This window comes from Fimbriimonas ginsengisoli Gsoil 348 (genome assembly GCF_000724625.1).
In the GTDB taxonomy this organism is placed as follows: Bacteria; Armatimonadota; Fimbriimonadia; order Fimbriimonadales; family Fimbriimonadaceae; genus Fimbriimonas; species Fimbriimonas ginsengisoli.
Window position 1 is genome coordinate 3,063,472 of record NZ_CP007139.1, and the last position, 18,900, is coordinate 3,082,371.

18 protein-coding genes are annotated in these 18,900 nt (G+C 60.9%); 6 read left to right on the forward strand and 12 right to left on the reverse strand.

Features of this window, described 5'->3' with window-relative positions:
• Window positions 1-100: 100 nt before the first annotated feature.
• Together OP10G_RS13800 and OP10G_RS13805 are read right to left on the reverse strand one after the other, a co-directional pair.
• A complete protein-coding gene (locus OP10G_RS13800) occupies window positions 101-1,300 on the reverse strand; it encodes a GntR family transcriptional regulator (protein WP_025225293.1) in 1,200 nt (399 codons plus the stop codon).
• 77 nt (window positions 1,301-1,377) lie between these two features.
• Window positions 1,378-2,832, reverse strand: a complete 1,455-nt coding sequence (locus OP10G_RS13805) for a glycoside hydrolase family 172 protein (protein WP_025225292.1) — start codon at window positions 2,830-2,832, stop codon at window positions 1,378-1,380.
• A 299-nt stretch (window positions 2,833-3,131) separates the two neighbouring features.
• On the opposite strand from OP10G_RS13805, the gene OP10G_RS13810 reads away from it, so the two are divergent.
• Window positions 3,132-4,130 (forward strand): hypothetical protein, encoded by a 999-nt coding sequence (locus OP10G_RS13810; RefSeq protein WP_025225291.1) that lies wholly within the window; start codon window positions 3,132-3,134, stop codon window positions 4,128-4,130.
• A gap of 64 nt (window positions 4,131-4,194) precedes the next feature.
• On the opposite strand, the gene OP10G_RS26885 is transcribed toward OP10G_RS13810, so the two are convergent.
• A complete protein-coding gene (locus OP10G_RS26885; RefSeq protein WP_158409235.1) occupies window positions 4,195-4,371 on the reverse strand; it encodes a hypothetical protein in 177 nt (58 codons plus the stop codon).
• Window positions 4,372-4,527: 156 nt separating this feature from the next.
• On the opposite strand from OP10G_RS26885, the gene OP10G_RS13815 reads away from it, so the two are divergent.
• Complete coding sequence (locus tag OP10G_RS13815; protein WP_158409236.1) at window positions 4,528-5,103, forward strand: helix-turn-helix domain-containing protein; 576 nt, start codon at window positions 4,528-4,530, stop codon at window positions 5,101-5,103.
• Window positions 5,104-5,117: 14 nt separating this feature from the next.
• Window positions 5,118-6,506: a serine hydrolase domain-containing protein gene (locus tag OP10G_RS13820; RefSeq protein ID WP_158409237.1), complete on the forward strand. Its 1,389-nt coding sequence runs from the start codon at window positions 5,118-5,120 to the stop codon at window positions 6,504-6,506.
• Between the two features lie 106 nt (window positions 6,507-6,612).
• Here OP10G_RS13820 and OP10G_RS13825 read toward each other — a convergent pair whose 3' ends face one another.
• From OP10G_RS13825 to OP10G_RS24700, 4 genes are all read right to left on the reverse strand, one after another.
• The gene (locus tag OP10G_RS13825) at window positions 6,613-7,998 is read right to left on the reverse strand and encodes a pyridoxal phosphate-dependent decarboxylase family protein (RefSeq protein ID WP_025225288.1); all 1,386 of its coding nucleotides are present in this window, start codon (window positions 7,996-7,998) and stop codon (window positions 6,613-6,615) included.
• 45 nt (window positions 7,999-8,043) lie between these two features.
• Window positions 8,044-8,652 carry a helix-turn-helix domain-containing protein gene (locus tag OP10G_RS13830; protein WP_025225287.1) on the reverse strand — a complete coding sequence of 203 codons (609 nt, stop codon included), beginning with the start codon at window positions 8,650-8,652 and terminating at the stop codon, window positions 8,044-8,046.
• 61 nt (window positions 8,653-8,713) lie between these two features.
• Window positions 8,714-9,664 (reverse strand): tRNA preQ1(34) S-adenosylmethionine ribosyltransferase-isomerase QueA, encoded by a 951-nt coding sequence (queA, locus tag OP10G_RS13835; RefSeq protein ID WP_265101623.1) that lies wholly within the window; start codon window positions 9,662-9,664, stop codon window positions 8,714-8,716.
• Between the two features lie 50 nt (window positions 9,665-9,714).
• The gene (locus OP10G_RS24700) at window positions 9,715-10,419 is read right to left on the reverse strand and encodes an HAD family hydrolase (protein WP_025225285.1); all 705 of its coding nucleotides are present in this window, start codon (window positions 10,417-10,419) and stop codon (window positions 9,715-9,717) included.
• Window positions 10,420-10,542: 123 nt separating this feature from the next.
• Between OP10G_RS24700 and OP10G_RS13845 the strand changes: the two genes are divergently transcribed.
• The gene (locus OP10G_RS13845; RefSeq protein WP_025225284.1) at window positions 10,543-11,259 is read left to right on the forward strand and encodes a LolA-like protein; all 717 of its coding nucleotides are present in this window, start codon (window positions 10,543-10,545) and stop codon (window positions 11,257-11,259) included.
• 174 nt (window positions 11,260-11,433) lie between these two features.
• On the opposite strand, the gene OP10G_RS13850 is transcribed toward OP10G_RS13845, so the two are convergent.
• The 3 genes from OP10G_RS13850 to OP10G_RS13860 are packed head-to-tail and all read right to left on the reverse strand — an operon-like array spanning window position 11,434 to window position 12,801.
• The gene (locus OP10G_RS13850; RefSeq protein WP_025225283.1) at window positions 11,434-12,012 is read right to left on the reverse strand and encodes a thymidine kinase; all 579 of its coding nucleotides are present in this window, start codon (window positions 12,010-12,012) and stop codon (window positions 11,434-11,436) included.
• Complete coding sequence (locus OP10G_RS13855; protein ID WP_025225282.1) at window positions 12,009-12,428, reverse strand: four helix bundle protein; 420 nt, start codon at window positions 12,426-12,428, stop codon at window positions 12,009-12,011. Before OP10G_RS13855 ends, OP10G_RS13850 begins: the two co-directional genes overlap by 4 nt.
• A 43-nt stretch (window positions 12,429-12,471) precedes the next feature.
• On the reverse strand, window positions 12,472-12,801 hold the full coding sequence (locus OP10G_RS13860; RefSeq protein ID WP_025225281.1) for an FmdB family zinc ribbon protein: 330 nt from the start codon (window positions 12,799-12,801) through the stop codon (window positions 12,472-12,474).
• Window positions 12,802-12,930: 129 nt separating this feature from the next.
• On the opposite strand from OP10G_RS13860, the gene OP10G_RS13865 reads away from it, so the two are divergent.
• Window positions 12,931-14,199, forward strand: a complete 1,269-nt coding sequence (locus OP10G_RS13865) for a porin (RefSeq protein ID WP_025225280.1) — start codon at window positions 12,931-12,933, stop codon at window positions 14,197-14,199.
• 736 nt (window positions 14,200-14,935) lie between these two features.
• Window positions 14,936-16,756: an Rne/Rng family ribonuclease gene (locus tag OP10G_RS13870; protein ID WP_025225279.1), complete on the forward strand. Its 1,821-nt coding sequence runs from the start codon at window positions 14,936-14,938 to the stop codon at window positions 16,754-16,756.
• A 92-nt stretch (window positions 16,757-16,848) separates the two neighbouring features.
• Here OP10G_RS13870 and OP10G_RS13875 read toward each other — a convergent pair whose 3' ends face one another.
• Together OP10G_RS13875 and OP10G_RS13880 are read right to left on the reverse strand one after the other, a co-directional pair.
• Window positions 16,849-18,312 (reverse strand): hypothetical protein, encoded by a 1,464-nt coding sequence (locus OP10G_RS13875; protein WP_025225278.1) that lies wholly within the window; start codon window positions 18,310-18,312, stop codon window positions 16,849-16,851.
• Window positions 18,293-18,697 carry a hypothetical protein gene (locus OP10G_RS13880; protein ID WP_144241161.1) on the reverse strand — a complete coding sequence of 135 codons (405 nt, stop codon included), beginning with the start codon at window positions 18,695-18,697 and terminating at the stop codon, window positions 18,293-18,295. Before OP10G_RS13880 ends, OP10G_RS13875 begins: the two co-directional genes overlap by 20 nt.
• Between the last annotated feature and the right edge of the window lie 203 nt (window positions 18,698-18,900).

Sequence of the window (18,900 nt, forward strand, 5' to 3'; positions counted from 1 at the left end):
GACTCCTATGGAAATGAGTGCAAGGATACGAACGGTGAACCGCTCCTATACACTATACCAAGGAACTCGCCATTGTGTATCGATGATGTAATCACTACGTCTACAAGGGCACCAGCGGCGGCGTCGAGTGGATCGTATCGGACCGTAGATGGACCTGGTCGCTCTGGGGCCGCCAGCGCGGACCCGAAGCTACATCGGCCCGAAATGACGGTAGGGTTCCCCATTTGTCGCGTGGAGCGCCGCACGACCCGCGGACGACGAGCGAAACCGTCAACACCACCCGATCAAAAGTCTCCAGCGGGGTCCGGAGTCGACTTTGGAGAACCCGAACGCACTCTTTAGCAAACTCCGACCAATCGATGGCGACGGTCGTAAGCCCGACATCGTCGATCGCGATCGGTGTTTCCCCGCCGAACGACGCGACGGCGACATCCTCCGGCACCCGAAGCCCCGCGGCGAAGATCGCCTCGACCACCGGGGGAACCAGCATGTCTTGGAGCACGAAGACGGCGTCCGGCCGATCGGGATCGCCGAGCCGTTTTGCCAGCAGTTCGGTATCCGGAGACTCGTACCCGCTTGTCATGCAGAAGACGAAGTCGCGTGGCCGAGGTGTCAAGCCGTTGTCGAACAGCCCGCTGAGAAAGCCGGAGAAACGATCGTGGTTGATCTCCAGCATGTCCATCATCCCGCTAATGGCGATGCGCCGCCGCCCCTGATTCGCAAGGTGGTTTGCGATCGTTCGCGCGCCGCCGAAATTGTCTTCCGTGATCAGGTCGGTGGAGACCCCCTTGAGTCCGTGATCGAGGGCAATGAGGGGAAGTCGGCGCTGAACGGCTCGCACCCGCTCCGTATCTGGGAACCCGACCTTAGACCAAACGAAGGCGGCGACGAACCCCTGATCCGCCGCATACTCCATGGCCCCTTCCACGCCAAACACCCGCGAGTCGACGTGGATCAAGTGCAGTCCCGTGCCTTGCAGGGCTCGACTGAGGCCAAAAAACAGTCTCTCGTTGACGACGTCCGCGTGGTCGATGAACGCCACGTTTCCGCCGATTTCTTGCGCGGGACCCAGCTTGGCCGCTACCCCCCGCTTAGGCTTAACCTCGGCCCACCCGCTTTCCGCCAAAGCGGACAGCGCCCGCCGAACTGTGCTCCGGCTAACTCGGAACGTCTCCTGGAGTTCCCGTTCCGTGGGCAAAAACGCCCCTGGTAAGTACAGACCGGCCCGAATCTGGTCCCGAAGCTCGTCCGCGATCGCCTGATAGCCCCGCCCGGATTCGTCTCTTGGTTCTTCCGCCACGTTAAGAGTATACGGCCAAGGTAGTCACTATGTATCGACGGGGATACCGCATTCTTGCGGTGTTGTCTATGCGGGCCTTAGCGCCGCAACGGTTGCACGATCATCCCATCCAAACCGAACCACCGCCCTTGCGACGCCGGATCTTTCCCCACGCAGCGAACGGTCAGCACATGAGCCCCCGCGGACAGCGGCCAAAAGGGAAACGTAATCTCCCGGTGCATGTCGTAGCCCGCACTGTAGAACGATGCTTTACCGATCCGTTGCCCGTCGACCAGGAACTCGGCCAGGCCGCCGTCCCACCTGAACGTGCCCAAGACGTAGAGCTGGTTAAGGCCGGCTTGCTTCACCGTAAACGGAACCCTTAGTTCCTCGCCGTCTTGTGGAGCGAGCCACTCGAGCTCGGCATTCCCCCGTAGCCCGTTCACCTTTGCCGTCTCGACCTTGCCGGTCGAAGTGGTAACTTGCCCGGCCAAACTTTCCATCTCGACGAAATTCCGGTAGTCGAACGGCAATCGGTCCGGTCCGCTCGGCATCGGCGGAAAAGGAGCATGGGGCTCCATTTGGTACCAAAACGCGGTCGAGGAATACTCGTCCGCCCGCTCGTTGTTATTGCCAAGATCCTTGCCGTCCGCGCCGAACGCCACTCCCTTATGTTCGATCTCCACTTTCAGGCTGCGTCGAAAGCGAACGGGATCGGGAATGTGCCAACGGTAGGCGGTGGCGCGGGCCCCGGTCTCCATATCTTCCAGAACCGGTACGCCCGAGTACAACCCCGACCCCCTATGAAGCCCCCACGCCTCTCCGAAGTAATCCTCTAACCCGGTGCCTCGTAGCGAGGGATCCCGCTCGCCGTCGATAGAGAAGAAATCGTCCCCCTCGCCCCACCAACCTGGCGACGTCGACCGAACGCTGAGCACCGTTCCCACGTAATGGCCGTTCCCCCGCAGATCGGCAATGACGTAGTTGCCGGGGCGGCAAGGGAACTGTTGCCGATAGGAGGCGTGGAAGTACGGCGCCGTGGGATTAACGCGCCCACACTCCCAGTCCACCATGTAATAGAACCCCCACGTGGCTTGGGTGCCGTCGTTCGTCACCGTGATTCGGGCCGACTTACGGAACGGCATGGCCCATACGCAACTCCGCGCCTTCCCATCGGCCGATGCGCGGACTGGCGCCGATTCAAACGGAGCGTCAATCCCATGCCCTACTCCGAAGAAGTCCCCCAGCGGCGACTCCACGCTTGGCGATTCCTCGCCGTCCCAATAGATGCGGATCGTCATGAGCCGCGAGTAGGCCGGTTCTGAAGGCAGAACCGTTAGCCAGATCCGGCGCACCGTGCCGGGTCCTTTCGCGTCGAGCAAGGTTAGGCTCTCGCCAGGCTTAATGAACCTGAAGTCGACGTTCGAGGTCCGGAAATCCTTGCTGGACGAGGAGCTTCGCTGGCTCCGGACGTCCCGAAGTCGCGTCAGATCCTCCAGACCTTGTTGAAACAAAACGAGCGCGGCAACGGCGAGCACGATGCTGCCAAGCATACACCGTGTATGCCTGGAGAGCCACCTTGTCGTCAAACGATTTGCGGTTGTAGCAGGGGCGGCCCGCCCAATGACATCCAGTTCTCGTGCCGCCCGCCCATATAGACTGCGGTGGCCTGCCACCGCTTTCTGTCAGCGAGCCTGCGAGCGCGCCGGCGAGTCTCTATCGATCCCGATTCTCAGGCTCCGTCGGCAGGAAAACGGCGGCAAAGCATGGCCCCGAACAAAACTGATGGTATAGAGCACCCCGCCCGAGTGAGACGCTTGAACCCACCAATTAGCATGCGACACTCATCAGCATGATCTTGCAGGCAATTATCTCGTCCGCATTCCTGTTGGGTGCTTCGCCCCCTAGCGTTAAGCCCGTATACCGCGTCACCGTCCTCCCGGAGTTGCCCGGCGGAGACTACTCTTCCGCCGCTGCGATCAACGGGCGAGGCGACGTCGTAGGTCTCTGCAGCACCGGGAAAACGCTCGTTGAAGGTCTTCTGCGAGATACGCGGGCGGTCCTCTGGCGAGATGGAAAGGCGATCGATCTCATCGGCAAGTCCCAGTCTTCTCCGGCCGCCTTCGCGGTGAACGACCTGGATCAGGTGCTCATCCAGCCGCAGTACATCGGAGCCTCCCGCCCCGGATCCATCCCGCCGCCGATGCCCTATGTCGTTCTCTGGGAAGTGGGGAAGACTCGACTTTGGAAGGACCCTTCCCAATTTCGACCCCAGGCGATCAACAATCATGGCGACCTCGCCGGCTTTTCGGGAGGGTTTGCGCAGACGCTCATCGGGGAAAAAATCGAGTCGTTAATCCCTCCCGTCGATAAGGCGCAGGCCTGGGGTTGGTCCATCAACGACGCCGGAATGGTCGGAGGAACCTTCCAGGTAGGCGTCACCTCGCGCGGATTTATTACCACCGGAGGAAAGCTCCTCGACCCGGTTCCGGAGACCACGGAGTGCTTCGGAGGTTTTCGCGTAAGCCCCATCGGCCATGCTGCCGAGGCGGCGCGGACCTCCTCCCGCAGCACCTACCTGTTTCTGTGGAAAGAGGGAGCCGTCCAAAACCTGGTCCCCCTTGGCCGATACGGGTCCGTGAGCGGAATCAACTCCAAAGACCAGATCGTCGGCAATGCCAACGGCCTACCGTTCCTCTTTTCGCAGGGTCGTCTCTTCCATATGGGGGAAGTCGTTCACGACAAACGGATGGTTGTGGAAACCGTTACGGGCATTAACGAAGCCGGACAAATCTCGGCGTCGGCAAGGATCGGTAATCGGTATCACGCGGTTCGGCTCGATCCAATCTGAGTCGAAGCGAGGGAGTCGGCTAGCTGCCTCGCCCGTTCGAGCGCGTCTTGGAGAGCTCCTGCTTCTAGCGTCGAGCGCGCCGTGCCTGCTCTCGGTGCAGAGCGTTAGCAAGACCGCCGCGTTCCCGCTCGGGAACGCCGGTCGCCGCCACGGAGAACACCACGTACGCGGTGATCGCCGCCGTGAACACTCCATATCCTCCAAGGAACACGGCGCAGGCGACCCACCCCGCGACCAACATGAGGATTCCGAGGGTGCTGGGCGAGGGGTGAAGCCCGGCCGTGATCAGTGAGGCGAAGCACCTTGTCTAGGCTCACCGGTCTTCACAGTGTGAAGAAATCCTCGCCTAAAGGTCTTCGATCCTATTCACTTATCATGTATGATAGCGATATCAATCGTGAGAACTGAGACTCTAACAAAGGGAGAGGTGGTCATCCACCCGGCTCGACTGCGAATCGTGCAGACGCTGCAAGGGAGAAAAATGACGACTCGCCAAATTGGTGAGGCGGTCCCCGATCTGCCTCCGGCGTCGCTCTACCGTCACCTGAAACTTCTCAAAGATCACGGCATCGTCGAGGTGGTCGAGCAGCATCCGCGTAACGGGATATCCGAGTCCGTCTACGCTCTCGTACGCGGCTCGACTCGCCTAAGTCGCGAGGAATTCGCCGCGATCTCGGGCGAAGCCCATCAGAGGTATTACGCCGTGTTCCTGGGGGCGCTGTCCACCGTCGTCAACCGCTACTTCGAAGAGCCGGAACGCGATACGACGCGCGACGGGATGACCTACTTCATCGCCAACCTGAATCTTTCGGACGACCAACGGCAACGGCTCCGCTTAGACCTACTCGACCTTATCCGCCGTTACTCGGCCGAGCCGATCGCCGACGAACACCGTCCCACCCAGGTTGGAATCTCACTGTCGCCCGACCTTCTCGCCGTTGCACCCGCTCTCGACTCCGAGCCATCCCAATGACCACCCTTGCTCTTATGTCACTTGCCTTCGCTTCCGCCGCCGCGCCTCCATCCGATTTCAAATCTCGGATCGACAAGTTCCTTCGAGTCTCGGCGGAATCGATGGGGATCCCGGGGTTTGCCTATGCCGTCGTAAAGGACGGCAAAGTGATCTGCCAGGGGGCGCATGGACTGTCGAATCTCACCTACAAGGTTCGCGCGACACCCAAGACCCCGTTCCTTCTCGCGTCGATTACGAAGCAGTTCACCGCAGCCGCGATCATGCGTTTGGCCGAACAGGGCAAGGTCAAGATCGACGAGCCGATCTCCACGTACCTGGCCGACGCCCCGGAGTCCTGGCATGCAATCACCGTGCGGAACTTGCTCAACCATACGGGGGGCCTCAAAGATCGCTTCGAGGAGAAAAACACCTCGCTGTGGCGGCTGAACTATTCGGAGCTGGCCATGTACGAAGCTGCCAAGTCTACGCCCGTCGATTTCGCTCCCGGCACCGCGTGGCAATACACCGACCAGGGCTATTTCCTTCTCGGACGCATCATCGAAGAGGTCTCTGGGCAGAAGTACCGAGCGTTTCTGGAGGAGAGCTTCTTCAAACCGCTTGGGATGACCTCCACGACCACGATCGCGATGAAGGAAATCGTTCCCAATCTGGCGGAAGGTTATGCCATGGAAGGTGGCAAGATCATCCATAACCACCGCCGCACCGACTACGGCCTGGTGTCACATTTCGGCGTGATCTCGACCGTTGGGGACCTCGCGAAGTGGGTAATCGCGATGAATTCTGGGAAAGCTCTGAAGCCGGAGACGGTGAAAGAGATGTGGACCCCCGCCCGATTGGCGGACGGCTCCGAGGTGACAGGGACGTCGGGCTCGTATGGACTCGGCTGGTTTCTTGAATGGCTCAACGGCCATCGCGTCGTTCAACACGGCGGCGCGACCGGAACCGCCCTCTACACCTTGCCCGACGACCACTTGGCCGTGATCGTGTTGACTAATCTGGAGCAGCTCTCCGGCGGCAACGCCACCTCTCTCGCCCAAAGCGTGGCCAAGTTCATGGTGCCAGACGCGTCGTGGGGGAGCTTGCGCCCGCTTGAGGATCAAGGTCAGCATGCCGAGTTCACGACCGAGCTACGGCATGTGCTATCCGCGGAAAACGCGAACGAGTCGCTTTACGATCCGACTTTCTACCGCCTCTACCGCACGGCCCTGGCGTCCCAGAAAGCCCAGCTTGCCCAGTTAGGGAAGCCGCTTTCCGTCGACCTGCTATTCGTACGGCCAACCGGCTCCGTCCACACCCTCGGTTACCGGGTCAAGTACAAAGACCTCACCCTCTACGCCACCGTCCGCGTCGGCGCCGACGGCAAAATCCGCTACCTCGGCGCGGAAAACGAAGAGCTGCCCTAATCAAAGCTGAGGCATCTCGTGCCATTGGCGCTTTGCCGATGATCCCGAGGACGTTCGGGGTTTGACTAGCGTTTTGAGCGTATCTTGCGAGTTGTCCGGTTCGCTCCTAGCTCGATTCCTGCCGGGCTTGCTCGCAGATCTCAACCAGCCGCTCCACGTCTTCCGACCGCGTGTGAATGCTGGTGATACACGCCCGGAGGGCGCGGCGGCCGGGGCGGAGTGGGGCGATCGAGATCCAGGCGTCGTTTTGCGCGTAAACCCGGTCGAGCACTTCCTCGAAGGTGGCCTTTCCCGACTCGATCGACGGGTGCGAGAAGAGGACGAGTGGCAACTCGGTTCGGTTCAACACGATCCAGCCGGCGCTCACAAGTCGCTCGCGCAACTCGTCCGCCAGAGAGAACTGCCGCTCCACGATGTCGGCGTAGCCGTCCCAACCGAGGTGGGCCAGGCTCATCGCCACCTTCATCCCCGTGAAGCGGCGCGACCATTGAAGCGAGCTGACGAACGGATCCAGACCGTGCTCGGTTCGATTGGGCATATAGCCGGCCGCAACTCGGAACGTCTCTCCGACCGTAGCCGCGTGCCTGGTAAAGATCATCCCCGCCCCCATCGGCACCGAGAGCCATTTGTGAGCGTCGAAGGTCACCGAGTGGGCCCGGTCGATCCCGGTCATGAGCGAACGTCGCCGCTCCGAAATGAGCGCGCCACCGCCCCAGGCCGCATCTACGTGGAACCAGAGCCCCTCGTCTTCCGCGAGCAAGGCCAAACCTTGGAGCGGATCGATCGCCCCGCCCGCCGTCGTCCCCGCCGTCCCAACGACCATAAACGGCACCGATCCCCCAGCCCGGTCCTCCGCGATCGCCTCCCGAAGCGACGGCATATCCATTCGCAGGTCTTCGTCGACTGGGACTTTCCGCACCGCCCGGCGTCCGATACCGGCCGAATGGGCAATCTTGGTAAACGAGTCGTGCGCCAGCTCCGACACATACATTCGTGGAGCACCGGGCAGGGAGGCGGCCCCATCGTCACCGAAGGAAGGGAAGTGGTGGGTGAGGGCGAGTAGAACCGCCGTTTGATTCGCCTCCGAGCCCCCCGAGGTGAAGTGCCCGGTCGTCGCCTCCGGTAACCCCATGCGCGATGCCAGGGCGCGAATCGTATGCCGCTCGATCTCCTGCGCGGCCGGTGAATGGGAATAGGCGGCAAGCTGCGGGTTGAATGCGGCTACCAGCGCGTCTCCCGCGACCGAACCCTCCGTAACCGCCGGATTGAACAGCCCGAAGTAGCGGGGGTGCGGGGTATGAACCGCTCCGTCGCGGAGCAATCCCGCCGCTAGGCCGATCAGATCCGGCAATGCGTGCGGCCTATCGAAGTCGAATCCATTGCTGACCCTTCGCCTAAGGTCTTCCACCGAGGCGACTGGCAACGCCGGCAACTCCTCCACACGAAAGGCGGAAAGGATTGCTTCGTTAAGAGCTTGAAGGGAGTCGTTCACCGTCGGATAGCATAGCCGCCGTAGACCGAAACGGTCCCCGCCGACTCACTCCTCGGGGAAGCGCCCGTGCTCGTCGACGAACTTCACCACGTCGCTCAAGCGGAAGCGGCGCTGGCCGCCGGTGGTGCGGTGGTGGGCCAGCCACCCTCGGTTGGTGTAGCGGCGAACCGTAGCGGGACACACGCCGAGCAATCGGCTCGTCTCTTCCAGGGAAAGCTCGGGGTCGAGCAAGCGCCGGATGAGATCCTGACGGGTCTCCTTGAACTCGCCTCGGTAATAATTCTTGGTCACCGAGTCGTCGTAGAAGCTGCAGAGGAACGCAACGTTCTTCGGCAACGCCTGCCAAACCGTCCGTAGCTCCGGATCGATCGTCTGCTCGGTATCGCCTTCCAGCTTTCGAGATCGCCGGGGACGTGGGGCGCTCATCACCGTCTTGCGAAACTTCGCCCGCTTCTCCGGCTCGCCCGCCTCGGGGATATCTTCTCTCGGGTCGACGATGCTGATCGAAGCCCGGCCACCAGTTAGATAGTCGGTGATCGAGGGGATCGTAAGGGTGTCAAGGTCACGACCCTCCACATGCTCGTCGCGCTCGCCCTCCTTGTCGAGGAACGCGCTTTCAATATAAGCAAGTGGATCAAAATTGTTCGTTCTCAAGCGGTTATCCCTCAGATTGCCCCGTCAGCATTGTACTTAATCTCATTCTTCCATGCACCGATTAGAGGATCAGCATTGAGTCTCCAAAGCTCAAAAAGCGATAGCTTTCCGATAGCGCTTCGCGATATGCCTTCATCACATTCTCCCGCCCGGCCATCGCCGAAATCATCATCAGCATCGTCGTGCGGGGCATGTGAAAGTTGGTGAACATCCCGTCGACGATCCGAAAATCGTATCCGGGCCTTATATAGAGCCTCGACACCCTCTCTCCCGGCTCTACCCGGCGACGGTCCACGGCGAACGTCTCGAGCGTACGAACCGATGTCGTTCCTACTGCGATGATTCTGCCCCGCGCCCCGTTTATCTTTGATGCGGTTTCTTGCGATATATCGCATCTCTCGCCATGAATGGGATGATCGGACGGGTCTTCGGCCTGGACCGGTCGAAACGTGTCTAGCCCTACATGCAGCGTCACGCGCGCCGTCTCCACCCCCTTCCGAGCCAATACATCGAAGATCTCCGGCGTAAAATGGAGCCCCGCCGTCGGCGCGGCCGCGCTGCCTTCGTGGCGGCCATAAACCGTCTGGTATCGCTCCTTATCCCGGAGCGCCTCATGGATGTACGGAGGGAGCGGCGCGAGGCCGAAAGTGCTCAACCGGTCTTTGAGGTCCGCTTGGGGCGCGAACTGAAGCAATTTTCGACCCTCTTCTCGTTCCTCCAAAACTTCGGCCTGAAGCTCTCCCTCGAACAAAACCTCGGCTCCCGGGCGCATCCGCCGGCCCGGCTTAATCAGCGCCTCGTAAACCCCCGGCGCCTCCTCCCGTAGCAGCAGTGCCTCGACCGTTCCGCCGGTCGGCTTGTGCCCGATCAGCCGCACCGCGGAGACCCGCGTATCGTTCAGCACCAGGAGGTCGCCCTCGCGTAGGAGGTCCACCACCTCCCGGAACGCCCGATGGCGCACTTCACCGGTGGAGCGGTCCAGGTGGAGTAGGCGAGAGGCGGCCCGGTCCACGAGCGGGGTTTGGGCGATCCGCTCTTCCGGGAGGACGTAGTCGTAGTCGCTCAGGCGCTCCAGGCGAAACCCTCCGGCAACTCGTCCAGGCTGCGGATGACTCCGGGACGCGACTTCTCCGCACGGCGGTCGAGTAGCAGCGCGCGTATCCCGGCCGCCTGGGCCCCATCGATATCGTCCCTCGGGCTGTCGCCAACGTGCACCACCTCGTTAGGCTCCACCCCTAGGCGTTCCAAGGCGATCCGGAAAAGAGCGGGATCGGGCTTCTCCGGACCCTCCTCTAACGAAGCGATGACCCGTTCGAAGTAGGCCAACAGATCGATCGACTCCAAGACCCGCGAAAGGGAAAGGTCCCAGTTCGAAACGACTGCCATCCGCATCCCCTGGTTGCGAAGCCGCTCCAGACAAGGGCGGGTGTCCGGAAACGGGGGAAACCAGGTGTCTCCGCCACTGTAAGCGAGCTCCTCGCCAAGCACCAAAAACCGCTCGGCCAGCGCCGCCGGGTACCCGTGAAGTTCGAGCCATGTCCGATAAAGCGCCGACCAAAATTCCCGAAGCTGAGCCGGGTCGCGAGTAAGGTTGGCACGCTCATAGTGCGGCCTCCACTCCAAGAACAGCTCGCCGTAGGCGGCGAACGCCTCATCCGGTAGCTCCAAGCCGAGTCGCCCGGTCATCAGGCGGACGGAGCCTGAGGGGGACCATTTCAAGTCGACGAGGGTCGCGGCGCAATCGAAGGTGACGAGCTTGGGAGTCAACGGAGATATTTAACCTTTCCCGTAACAGGCGGCACCGTTCGGAAGTATAGATGCATAGATGGCCAGCCGCTTTTCGGGTTCCGAGACAGCGTAAACTCTGGCGGTAAAGGATTAGAGAAAAACATGAGGACCAGAATTCACGCGATCGGAATCCTCGCTGTCATTGCCTTGTCGACCGTTGCATTCGCGGCCGTCGACGGCTTCAGCGTAGCCCGTAAGGCCAAGAAAGACGAAGTTCACAAGTATTCGATGAAGGCCGACGTCGACTACAGCGGGGTTCCCGTCGTCGTCAACGCCACCATTTCAGAGAAGGTGACCGACGTCGCCGCCGACGGGGCATACACCCTGGAGCAGATGCAAGTCGATGGCAAGGTGACGATCAACGGATCGACCAGCGATATGCCCGGCGGACCGCCGACCTCGATGATCTACAAAGCGAACGGCGAGGTCTCCAAAATCCTCGGCGACAAAGCTCAGGCGACCGGAGGCGCATATCGAATGGCGAACCTCGGACTCCTTGTCGACCCCGGCAAAGCGCTCGCCGTCGGCGACGCTTGGACCTTCGATGTCAAGGCAGACAAGACCCTTGGAACGGTTGCCGCCAAAGCCGACTTCAAACTTCTCGGCGAGGAGAAGATCGGAACTCACGATACGCTAAAGGTCAAGGCGACCGTGAAAGAAACCGAAGGCGACGCCCCCGCAACCAGCGACGGCACGATGTGGATCGACAAAGCAGATGGTTCCATGATCAAAACCGAAGTCAAGTGGACCAACGCCCCCTTCCCAGGCTCGCCCGCCCCGTTAAACGCAACGGTAAAGATCGAGAGAGTAGACAAGTAGGACGTAGCGTCGGCGCCTCGCCGATGCTTTCGTTCATGGCGTTAAGGCGTTGGACGTAAAGGCGTTATCGGATAAGGCTTCACCTGAGCAATGGGACGAATGTGACGATTGGGTCATCTGGGACCCATGAGTCCCATCTGTCCCATTCGTCCCATCAGGGGCATCGACCAACACCTAACGCCTAACGCCTCGCACCTTATAACAGCGCCGGCACCGCGCCTCGTACGATTCGGTGGCTCCGATCAGAATAATCGGATCGTCCCAGTGGGCCGGTTTGCCGTTGATAACTCGGTAGGTGTGGCTTGCCGGGGCGCCGCACTTCATACAGATGGCGCGGAGCTTAATGACCTCGTCGGCGACCGCCATTAGCTTAGGCATCGGTCCAAAGGGTTGGCGTCGAAAATCTTGGTCTAACCCCGCGAGGATTACTTCGCGCCCCGCGTCGGCCATTTCCACCGCGAAGTCGACGATCGAATCGTCGAAGAACTGCGCCTCCTCCACCAACACGACCTGCGTCTCTTTCTCCACCTGTTCGCGGATCTCGCGTACCGATTTCACCGGCGCCGCCTCATGCGACACCCCCATATGCGTCACGACCATCGCTTCGTCGTAGCGAATGTCGATGGTCGGCTTAAACACCTGCACCACCTTCCGCGCATACAAAGCCCTCCGAGCAAGCCGAATCAACTCCTCACTCTTCCCCGCGAACATGGAGCCGCAGACGACGGTTATCTTTCCCATTTGCTTGGTCATGTGGACTGTGGCTTGTGAATTGTGGACTGAGGTTGCTCCCGTAAGCACCATTGGGCAGAGTGAAATTGCATAGCTCTCAACGTTGACAAAACCTTGGAATAGCCTTCGTCAAGTTCATCGAAGGTGGACGAGTCGATGTACCCGCATGCAAATGCGAAGTCGAGCCACTCTTGCGTCTCCGCCGCTTCAGCGCAAGAATCGGAAAGCTTGGCGCAAAAGGCTGCTTCGTACCGCCTTTTCTGCCACGCCTCCGCCATATTCGCGGTCACCGAGCGTGATGAGCGCCTTATTTGGTCGGTCAGGGCGTAACGCTCTTCCTTTGGAAAGGAAGAAGACAGTTCGAAAATGCGCATTGCCAAAGCAAACGCCTTTTTTCGTACCTCCAGATCGCGATGATGCTTTACCGGCTCAGCCATGCCAACCCCTCAGTCCACAGTTCACAGTCCACATGGCCACAGGCTACTCTTCATCCCCGCCCTCCCCCGCCATGTCCGCCTCGAACATCTCCTCCATTTCGCCGGACACATCCTCGTCCATCGCCCGTCCCATTTCTTTCATCATCTCTCGCATCTGAGCCGGGGAGTCGGGTTCTCCCATCGTCTCCAGCCGGTCCGCTATCTCGTCGACTCGGTCGTCCTCGTTCCGGTACCGAGCAAACCGGCTTACCAGCTTCGCGGTGTCGGAGCTGCCGCAATGGGGGCACTTTTCGTCGTCAGGTTCGGCGGTCATTCCGACGAGGGCCGAAAACTTTCGGTGGCAGCTCTGGCATCGGTATTCGAAAACGGGCACCTATCAAGGATACCGATCGACCGGGAGCTGGCCCATTCCCTCGCAGACAAACCTGGTTATTGCTCTTGTATTAAGGGGTTGAATCCAACCTTAACTTCTACTTAACTTTCTCTAAATATTGTTAAGGGCGTGACGTGCCGTCTTTCGCCACTTGTTTTTCTCGCCATCGCCACGACCGCTTCTGCCCAAAGCCCAACGCCCAACGTAAAGAAGGAAGCCGAGCGGCTCCGCATCTCTGCCGAAGCTAAGGCGAAGGAAATCGGCAAGCTGACGGCCGGCGGGAATCTTACGAGCAGCGACGAGGCGCTTCGCCTCCTCCAGCAGGCGGTCGACGAGCTGAAAGAGATCCGCATGCGGTTAAAGGCACTGGAAGGGCACTCCTCAGCGCCGGATAACTCGGCTTCCGCGCCCTCCCGGGTGAATCTCGGGGGATACATGCAGTTCCAGTATCAAGACACGGATCGAAAGGGATCCAGTCAGTTCGACGCCTTTCGTTTTCGCCGAGTCGAACCTTCGCTTGAAATCACCGATTCGCTTCGGTTGGCCGGCAAGATTACTTTCGATCTCGCAACCGGTGGCAACCAAACCCAGGCTCAGCTTCGGGACGCTTGGGTTCGGTACGACTTTGGCGGCGGAGCTCACCTTGGACACGACCGAGCGTTCGCCGGCCAGATGGCGATTCCCGTGGGATACGAGCTCGAGCGATCCCCCAGCGAAATAGAGCTCCCCGAGCGGGCTGAATACAACCAAATCCTGTTCGCTACCGAGCGGAGCCGCGGCCTCAAGGTCCGCCGCGAGGGGCGCGACGGGATGTTGCAGGCGTCGGTCATGAATTCGCTGACGATCGGCGATCCGGAGCAAGCCAACCTAGCGCCCGGACCGGGCAACCGGCTCGCCGTCACCCTCGGCGGGAGGTTCGTGCGAGGCAACACTTCCGTGGGCCTCTCGGGAATGGCTGGCGACCGCCCCGCCTACACTTCCGGGGGACCAACCTCGCCCAAAGTTTCACGAAGGTTCGCTTTCCTAGATTTGGAGCAGCGGCATCTGCTCTTTCCCCGTTTCAACCTTCACGCCGAAGTGATGCGCGGTAACGACCGTCTTCCCACGGCGACCTCGGCCGCGACGAATGTGGACCACCCTCTGAGCGGATACCACCTCCTGGGGACCTATCAACTCTCCGCAATGGACGAGCTCGCCGCAAGATGGGAAGGGTTCGATCCAAACCTGGATTCGGCCGGAAACGCTTTTCACGGTATGGGACTGGCCTATATCCGCAATCTCTCCCGAGATATGAAGCTCACCTTCGCTCACGAAGTCTTCATCGACGAGTCGAGAACCACGCCATTCCACCAAACCCGCTACGGCCAGTCCACCATCCGCCTCCAAGTCCGCTTCTAGCCCCTGGGACAAATTCCGGAGCCCCCTCTCCCTCCTTCGGATGTATGTGCCGAACGAGGGAGAGGGGGTTGGGGGTGAGGGAGTCCGGAACCGTAGCATCGGCTCCCAGCCGATGCTACGGTTCACGACCATCCGACACCGCCCCTGACCCGGAGGGTCACCGAGCATAGCCAGGGTGTCAGCAGACCCCTGGTAAAGAGTCACCTATGATCCCCCGACCCGGACGGGTCGGAGAATCTTCTAAACGCCCTCCCAACCATCCTGGTCGTGTGAACGTGACCAAGCGCATCCATGAACTCTGCATCCCCGATCCCGGGTTAGCCGCCCACCACCATCGACCATGAAGGGGTGGCGGAATCCCTTCAACCCCTCCGTGTCAACTCCCCGCAGAGACCGGGCGAGACGCCCGGGGTCCGGGGAGCGGACGAGGACGCCCGCGCTCCGGGAGAGCCCGCTACCTTGCCTTCCTCAGAAAACGAGACCTACTGACCAGAGGTGAGGGAGCGCTAGCTTCAGCTTGCATGCAGCGTCGAGCTCAGTCGGCGCCCTCAGGAATGCAAGGAGACGCGGGCTGAAGTCCGCGCTCCATTTGCTCGAACCCCACCAGAAACCGGCGAGGCAACGAGTCAAACCTCCAACCACCGTCCTTCGGTAAACTTGCTGCGAGCAGGCTGTGGCGAAACGGGTGGCAAAGAGTGGGCCGCCGAAGCAGCCGGCGAGACCGCCGAGAACGCTAATGAGCAACCTAAAGAGCGGGCGCGGACGCAGAAGCGCGCGCCCCAATCAGAATTCTTCCTCCGAATCAGCCGGGTACGGCCCAAGATCCGCAGGAAACCGTAAAGAAATCATCGTCAACGTCTCGAATCGCGAGACCCGTATCGCTCTCCTCGAGGACAGCAAGCTAACCGAATACCGCGTCGAGCGCGAAGAGCGCGTCGTCGGCTCCATCTTCAAGGGAATCGTCCAAAACGTCCTCCCCGGAATGGACGCCGCCTTCGTCGACATCGGCCTGGAACGAAACGCGTTCCTATACGTCGCCGACATCATTCCCGACGACGCGGGCGACAATTCCCCCGCCAGCGTCAAGCGTAGCGAACTGCGTCGCCGCAAGATCAAGGACCTCCTCAAACCCGGCCAGCAGGTCATGGTGCAGGTCACCAAGGGCCCGCGCGGAACCAAGGGCGCCCGCGTCTCCACCCGGATCGCTCTGCCGGGGCGCTACGTCGTCCTCATGCCGGAGGCCGGTTCGGTTGGCGTGAGCCGCAAGATCGAAGATCGGAGTGAGCGCGAGCGGCTCCGCAAGATCGGCGACCGGATCATTCCCGACGGCTTCGGTCTCATCCTTCGCACCGAGTGCGAAAGCCGCACCGAAGCGGAGCTCAAGGCCGACGTAGGATTCTTGCAGCACCTTTGGGCCGACGTCCTCAAGACCGCCAAGAAGATGCGCGCCCCTGCGTGCGTTCACAAGGACCAGACCCTGTTGTTCAGGACCGTGCGCGATATGTTCGGCGAGAACATCACCCGCATGGTGATCGACGATCCGGACGAGTACGAGAAGGTCCACCTCGTGGCTAGCCAGGTCGCGCCGCAGATGCGGGACAAGATCGAACTCTACGATCGCGACACCCCCCTCTTCGACCACTACGGAATCGAGAAAGAGCTCGAGCGGATCATGCAGCACAAGGTGCCGCTCAAGGCCGGCGGCTCGCTTGTCATCGACGAGATGGAGGCGCTGACCGCCATCGACGTCAATACAGGAAAGAATGTCGGCAGCTCTTCGCTGAACGACACCATCCTCCGCCAAAACTTGGAAGCCGCCGACGAGATCTTCCGCCAGTTGCGGCTCCGCGACATGGGCGGCATCATCGTCTGCGACTTCATCGACATGGAGTCGGAAGCAGATCGTAAGAAGCTGCTCGACCACTTCGTCGCCGGCCTCGCCAACGACCGGGCCCGCACCCGGGTCGGCCGCGTATCCTCCCTCGGTCTCATCGAGCTCACCCGCAAGCGCACCGGCGAGTCCGTTACTCAGGAGATCACCGAGATCTGCCCGATGTGCACCGGCATCGGTCGCATCGCCAGCAAGGAGACCGTCTCTCTCTGGATCGAGCGCGATATGTGGCGAAAGATCCACGAAGCCGGGAACGCGTTCCTTATCGAGTGCCACCCCTCCGTGGTTGAGGCCCTGATCGGGCTTGACGGCGAGAACGTGGAGGAACTGGAGCACGAGATGCGACGCGGTATCTACATCCGCGCCAACTTCGACATGGAGTACGAGGAGTACGAGATCCGCTCCGGCACCATCGAAGAGTTCGACCGCCAGTTCATGGGTTACCGCCGGGCGCAGGTGCTCGAAGCCAACGTCCGCCGCTCCGCGTTTGAAAACTCGAATAAGGTCATCGGCTGGACCGACTCCGGCTTCTACATCGAGCTGCTCGACGGCAACGAGTACCTCGGCGGCCGCGCCAAAGTCTGTCTCCAAGACATCCGCCGCTCCTACGCCGTCGCCGACGTCATCCTCCCCGGCACCGGCGCGCCGGTCCGAAGCCTGGCGTAACTCGGACCGCTCGTCTCCAGACTGGCTTATTCCGGAATTCGGCATTCCCTCGGGGAATGCCGAAGGGGAACCGGTCCGGAGACCGGCGCTCCTTACCGAACTTGGAAGATGGTACCGGCGCCCACCGGGCTCTTGGTGACCGCGAAACCGGCGCTGTTATCTCGGATGTCGACGAAGCTGAACGTATCGGCTCCATCGGTCACGAGGTAGTTATCGTTGTAGGCCCAATGGGCACTCAAACCCACCGGATAGGGCTGGAAGTAAGCTCCAGTCACCAGATCGGTAACTCTTGCGTCACCGTTCCTATTAAAGTACAGAATGCGGTTTCCGGATGGACTGAAGGTGGCGAACGGGATGGCGAGGCTGGGGAGGTCGTAACCGACTATTACCCTGGTTGAAGTCCCCGAAAACAGCACTACCTGTAGGGCGGTGTATCCGAGGACGTCTCCGTTGCGAGCCACATCGAGAGCCAAGAAACGTTCGGGCGGATCGACGTCGCTAACGGCACGAGTTTTGTCCGTCAGGACATCCACCGCTCCGCCCGGCTCGAACGCGAGCAGGCGATCTCGGACCTGAGTGTTCGCATTGTCCGTCAGTCGGACCGATACCGCGATGCGGTTTGAAGCTCCGTTGCGAGTCGAGCGAGCCGCCTGCAAGCTGCTGACGTGCCAGCCCGGATCGGCAACGACTGTCAGCAGGGTCGTGACGGTGCCGTTCGACGCATCGATCTTGACAATATCTCCCTGAGTGGGCGGCAAGATACCGTTGATAAGGCGCTCTCCGAGGAAGGAATGGTCATCTAGCCGGAATCCGCCATCGACGGTAATGCTCTGAGCGGCCAGCGGGCCGGTGGCCAAGGAGTACAGCCGGCTCGACTGCATCGCGCCCGCATCCTCCGTATAGATGTCGAGACTCGATCCATTTTGTTTGATCCAATCGATCTTAAGCGGGTGGGAGAAATAACCCAGGGTCCACGAGTAAGAGAGGTTGCCGATCGCATTGATGGAAGTCGTTGCTGTCCGGGCGTCGTGGTCCAACACCGGAATGAACGGGATGATCCCGTGATCGATCACCTTTTGGAACGTGCGCACTAGACCCCAGTTTGCGTCCGGTACTGAGCCGGCGGGCGCCTGGATGGTTGCAACAAATCCTCGGCCGGGAGCCGTGACTGAGAAACGGCCGTGGGTCACCGTGTAGGATCCGTGAGGTACCGCGACCCAGTCGCCCGGGACGCTCATGGCGGAATTTTCGGTTGGCGTGGCTCGCGTTACGTTGTCAATGCCACCATCGGGCAAGCTGACGGTGAGGTTGTTGAACCAGAACGTTCCCGCGGCGGTCCAATCCCAATCGCCGTTTGGATTGGCCAGCATCACGAGGTTGGAAAGTCCGCCCATGCCTGGGCTCCTGGCCTTCTTGGCATCGCGGTCGAGGAAGGTGGCTAGTGGGAGCCACTGACCGTTATCGAGCTTTCTGAACAGTCGACCGTTTGGCGGCATGGTCGAAGTAGGGAACGAGAGGGTCAGCTCGGCCCCCTTACTAAGCGTCGTCGGGGTCATCGACCACCCCGAGTTCGGGACGTATTCCCGTCCGGACTGAGGCGGCGGCGGGGTTGCGAGCGGTGCGACCGCAACTGTTACGTTGCCAGCCACCGAATTCGGTGGCACGACCGCCTGGAGCGCCCCTGAACCGGCCACGAAGGTTCCGCCCGAGGGACCGATCGTCCAAGAAGTACCCGACGACGTGGTTCCTGCGGTAGCCGTAGTTCCGGCAGTTGCTGAGGTTCCCGCAGTGGCTGTAGTTCCAGCCGTAGCCGTCGTTCCGGCGGTTGCCGTAGTACCCGCAGTGGCGGTCGTTCCTGCTGTAGCCGTCGTTCCGCCGGAACCGCCGCCCGAACCTCCGCAAGCCACGAGGGCTCCCAAGGATCCGACAACGACGAGGCATAAGAAAGCGGGTTTCACGGCAATTCAGGGGGCCGGTCAAATTATACGGCGGTACCGGTTACTTTACGGGGATTCAACAGTAACCGACAATGCTACGCACACACTGGTGTCATGGGGAGTTAGGCCATGGAAGACGACCTTCGAGATCATGACTGTCTAATGACCCAAGCGAAGCAACTTCATCGCCGCGAGAAGTACCACCGG